Genomic DNA, 4,333 nt, shown 5'->3' with positions numbered 1-4,333 from the left:
TTGCGCCCAGATTTTTTCGAGCATGGCTCGAAAACTTACCTTAGAAAATCTGTGGCATCCGCCGGTGGCTATTTAACCTTATTCAGCAGTCAGCTGAATAAGGTTAAATATTTTGTCATTTATTATATCAGATAAATGGACAGTATATTGAAAAATTTTTTATTCATTCTAAACTTTATGAGTTTTTCTTCACCCTTTGGTAAAAATAGGGTTAAATCTATCATATAGGATGTGGATTTTCCATCAATGAATACAATACAAATAAAAGGAATAAACCTTCATTATGAATTATATCAGCATGCTGAAAAGAAACCGGTTCTTGTATTATTGCACGGTTTCTTATCATCATCTTTCAGTTTTCGAAGACTGATTCCATTCCTTAGGAAGGATTATACAATCCTTTCAGTGGACCTCCCTCCATTTGGAAAAAGTGAAAAATCAACAAGGTTTACATACTCTTATTCGAATATAGCAATTGTAGTTAGCGATTTAATTCGTTCCTTTCATTTCTCAAAAATCAATTTAGTAGGACATTCGATGGGTGGCCAAATTTGTTTATACATTGCTAAACAATCACCCAATTTGGTGGATAAATTAGTATTACTGTGCAGTTCAGGCTATATGAAAAGGATGCCCAAGTCCTTAATTTATTCTTCCTATCTTCCTTATTTTCATTTTATCGTGAAAAAGAAGCTTGCAAAACAGGGTGTTCTACATAATCTACGAAATGTCGTTCACAATCATGATCTCATCGATCAAGATATGATTGATGGATACACAGAGCCATTTCTAGATAATCGGATTTTTATGGGGTTAACAAGAATGATACGTCATCGTGAGGGGGATTTAACATCTGAGGAATTAAAACAAATCAAGCACCCCGCTTTATTAATATGGGGTGAAAAAGATCGGGTTGTTCCAATTTCTGTAGGGAGAAAGCTTCATCAAGATTTACCTAATTCTACGTTTATTTCGGTTAAAAGCACTGGACATTTGGTCCCCGAAGAATGCCCGGAAAAGGTATATGAGTATATTACGGAGTTCATTTAAAAAAAGATGGGTTGCCCCATCTTTTTTACTTAAAGATTACTTCATGCTATTATTTTTATCTTGGTTTATTAATTGCTTTTCAAGCTCTTCCGCTTTTGCTTGTTCTTTTTTGGAATGCTTGATAAATAAACGAAATACGAAAATCGCAATGATTACGCAAATAACTAGTTTGATTGCAGCAGGAATATATTCTGATTTATCCTCAGGAAAATATAGAAATAGATTCAATACTGGTAAAAGTAGCATTTCTTCACACCTTTCGACCGAAACTATAGCTTTTATTATAGCATAAAGTGAAACTTCATTCATTGGGGGTTTTCTTCTTCCCCCAATGAATGTTAGTTGAACCAATCGGGCTTTTACTGGCAGTTGATCCCCACATATACTTCTTCGGCTTTCCCTAAAGTATTGAAGTGGGGGTCTTACTGCCAGTTAATGCGGGATAAATGTTGGAAGGTATTATAGATGCTTGTTCTATAGTCGTCGGTTATAATGGAGGGAGTTACTTGTTAAATTTGGGAAAGGAGTGAGTAAAATGTCTGATGAATTCAAAGTCGGAGACATTGTCACAGGAATTTATAAGACAGGAAAATACATTGGAGAGATTACAGCCATTAAGCCTGAGCACTATCTTGTGAAGGTAAAAGCTGTCCTAAAGCATCCAATGCAGGGGGACATCCATTCACCGAAAGATCCAAATGTACCTTTTTTCCAAGAGCGAAGAGCGCTTGCTTTTAATGAGCAGACAAATGTACCAAAAAAGATGGTTCGCATCTATTCAGGAGACGTTCCCGAATATAAGGTTTCTTTAAAAGAAGTTGTTGAAAAAACTAAGAATGAACTAGAAACAGAAGGTACGGAATGGGCAATGCGCAGCCTGGAGAACATGAAAGTATTAGAGAATGACTACTTTAAATAACAATGGAAAACCTACGGAGGCTTATTTCCGTAGGTTTTTCAATTCAATATACTCGCTTAGCCCCTACATAATACTTAGACCAATATGAGTTGTCCATTGAAACAACTGCAATTCCTTTTGAGGATGTAGCAGATATAAATTCGTTGTTTCCAACAAAAAAGCCGACATGAGAAATTTGTCCTGTATTATTGACAGCAAAAAATACTAGGTCACCTGGTTGGAGATTTGCTTTTGAAACTGTAGTTCCCATCGAATAATAGCCAGCCGACGTGTTCCTTGGAATGTCGATTCCATGTCTATCATGCATAAATGAAACAAAGCCAGAACAATCAAATCCAGCCGTCGTTGTTCCACCCCAAAGATACGGGATTCCAATAAAATTATAGCTATCCGAAACCAATTCTTTTAAAACTTGCTCCCTATTTTGCACATTGGATTCAGTCTGCGCATTTCCATTCACATTTAGGACTTGTCCAATTGAAAGGGTATTGCTTGTTAGATTATTAATATTTTTAAGTTCAGTAACATTCATATTATAATTCCGTGCAATGGCATACAAGGTGTCTCCAGCTTTTACAGTATAGGTTGCACCTGCTTCATTTTGCTGTGGAGCCGTTGCTTCGCTTCCTAGCTGTAATGTCTGACCAACATAGATCATGGATGAGGTTAGGTTATTGACTTTCATGATTTGGTCAACGGTTGTGTTTGCTCTCTGGGCAATCAAATATAAGGAATCACCTGGTTGAATCGTATATGTTTGTGCTTTTATTTGTGTGGACTGTGGTGCAGTACCGACTACCTTTAGGGTTTGCCCCACTTGAATCGTATTTGAAGTTAGATTATTCAATTGCTTTAATTGGTCTACACTCATATTATACGAGTTTGCAATGGAGTAAAGTGTATCACCACGGGTTACCGTATATGTGTCCGTCGTTTGAGTTGGTGATGCCTCGCTAATCATAAGGGTTTGCCCAGGATAAATCATATCCCCGGTTAGCTGGTTTAGCTGTTTCAGTTGGGAGACGGTAAGATTATATTGCTTGGCAATTCCAAATAATGTATCACCATTTGCAACTGTATGCTTAGTTTGAGTTTGTGTATGAGCTTGGCTTTTGCTAGCTGCTTCTACAGTCGAAGATTGGTGTCCCCCCACTAATGAAACAGTAGCAATGACCACTGTCCCCATCATCACTTTTACGATATTGGGATTTAGGTTAGGGATCTTTTCTTTTAGGTATATTCGAATACTTTCGTTAAAATAAAGCTTTTTCCCTTGTTCCTGTGTACCAAGTTCACTGGAAAACTCCTGTAATCCGGGGTCAATATATAAGTAAATAGTTTGTGGATTTTCTATTTTATGGCCGATAAACATGAGCATCCCTCCTTTTTCAATTAGGATATCCTAACGGGATGCGATTATTTTTCGTTTCAATTGTAAAAATTCGACAGTAGCCATCATTGAAAGCCATAAATAAAAACCAATTCACATATTGAGCGAATTGGTTTTTATAATGCAAATTTATTTAAGACTTTGGAAAAGTCAACACGATCACCGATTGTTGTTGGTTCTGGTTTTTCTAAATAACGTTTATCATTTTCTACTAACTTGAATATATTAAAGGTTGTAAGTGCATCATCAAGGGCACAATGGTGTTTGCCTGTCCCTTCCTTGCCATATTCCTGAACAGCCTTCCAAAGACCTGTCTGATTTTGGTCACCGAAAAAGCGTTTATATTCCATCGACAAATCCCTTTGTCTTCCCTTAAAAGGAAATGGGATCCCAATCCTTTGACAATTGTGACGAAGGACCTTCATGTCCATATTTCCCCAAGTGACGATTGTGCTTGAGGATGTTTTTTCATAGTTAGAAAGCTTGTTCACTAAATCTTGAAGCGATATCCCGGAATTCACTTCCTCTTGAGAAATGTTTAAAAAGGATTTGCACCGTTCTGTGAGTGTAGGAAACTTTATAGGTTTAACATAGGATGAGTATTGATCAATTATTTTCTGATTCTTCACAGATACAAGACCAATTTCGATGATTTCGGGGTAAAATCCTTGTGGGTTGCTTTTTCCCTCAGGCATTGTAAATTCAAAGTCAATGAACAAATATTGATGCTGATTATCCACTTCTAAACCTCCTTTGTCATGTTTCTCTACTTAAAAATTCACCGGACATTTGTTGAATATAGACGAACATCTTTTTCAATATTATAACATGATTTCCTCTATTTTTCAGAATATATTTATAATATATATACTTTTTAACCTTTAACTATATTCAGTCGGATCCTAAACCCGACTGAATAAATTATAGCCTCCAGCGGATGCCACGATTTTTTAATGGAAACTTTTCAGCATTAA

5 protein-coding genes are annotated in these 4,333 nt (G+C 36.4%); 2 read left to right on the top strand and 3 right to left on the bottom strand.

The window, feature by feature from the left end:
* Window positions 1-246 precede the first annotated feature (246 nt).
* Window positions 247-1,050 (top strand): alpha/beta fold hydrolase, encoded by an 804-nt coding sequence (locus tag V7112_RS18915; RefSeq protein WP_335422737.1) that lies wholly within the window; start codon window positions 247-249, stop codon window positions 1,048-1,050.
* Window positions 1,051-1,086: 36 nt separating this feature from the next.
* Here the strand turns inward: V7112_RS18915 and V7112_RS18910 are convergent, their stop codons facing one another.
* The gene (locus V7112_RS18910) at window positions 1,087-1,296 is read right to left on the bottom strand and encodes a hypothetical protein (RefSeq protein WP_335422735.1); all 210 of its coding nucleotides are present in this window, start codon (window positions 1,294-1,296) and stop codon (window positions 1,087-1,089) included.
* Between the two features lie 289 nt (window positions 1,297-1,585).
* Between V7112_RS18910 and V7112_RS18905 the strand changes: the two genes are divergently transcribed.
* Entirely contained in the window at window positions 1,586-1,969 is a 384-nt protein-coding gene (locus V7112_RS18905; protein ID WP_335422734.1) for a kinase-associated lipoprotein B, read from the top strand.
* Window positions 1,970-2,012: 43 nt separating this feature from the next.
* On the opposite strand, the gene V7112_RS18900 is transcribed toward V7112_RS18905, so the two are convergent.
* Together V7112_RS18900 and kapD are read right to left on the bottom strand one after the other, a co-directional pair.
* Window positions 2,013-3,341, bottom strand: a complete 1,329-nt coding sequence (locus V7112_RS18900) for a C40 family peptidase (protein WP_335422732.1) — start codon at window positions 3,339-3,341, stop codon at window positions 2,013-2,015.
* Between the two features lie 134 nt (window positions 3,342-3,475).
* Window positions 3,476-4,099 carry a 3'-5' exonuclease KapD gene (gene kapD / locus V7112_RS18895; protein ID WP_335422730.1) on the bottom strand — a complete coding sequence of 208 codons (624 nt, stop codon included), beginning with the start codon at window positions 4,097-4,099 and terminating at the stop codon, window positions 3,476-3,478.
* Window positions 4,100-4,333 lie beyond the last annotated feature (234 nt).

The sequence above is a fragment of the Bacillus sp. JJ1566 genome, assembly GCF_036962685.1.
Classification (GTDB): Bacteria; Bacillota; Bacilli; order Bacillales; family Bacillaceae_L; genus Ferdinandcohnia.
The sequence above is the reverse complement of the archived record's forward strand: the minus strand, read 5'-3'. Positions and strand labels throughout refer to the sequence as shown.

Excerpts from the sequence above, each read along its gene's own strand:
- V7112_RS18915 (WP_335422737.1), top strand. The coding sequence starts at position 247 with ATGAATACAATACAAATAAAAGGAATAAACCTTCATTATGAATTATAT.
- V7112_RS18910 (WP_335422735.1), bottom strand. The coding sequence starts at position 1,296 with ATGCTACTTTTACCAGTATTGAATCTATTTCTATATTTTCCTGAGGAT.
- V7112_RS18905 (WP_335422734.1), top strand. The coding sequence starts at position 1,586 with ATGTCTGATGAATTCAAAGTCGGAGACATTGTCACAGGAATTTATAAG.
- V7112_RS18900 (WP_335422732.1), bottom strand. The coding sequence starts at position 3,341 with ATGTTTATCGGCCATAAAATAGAAAATCCACAAACTATTTACTTATAT.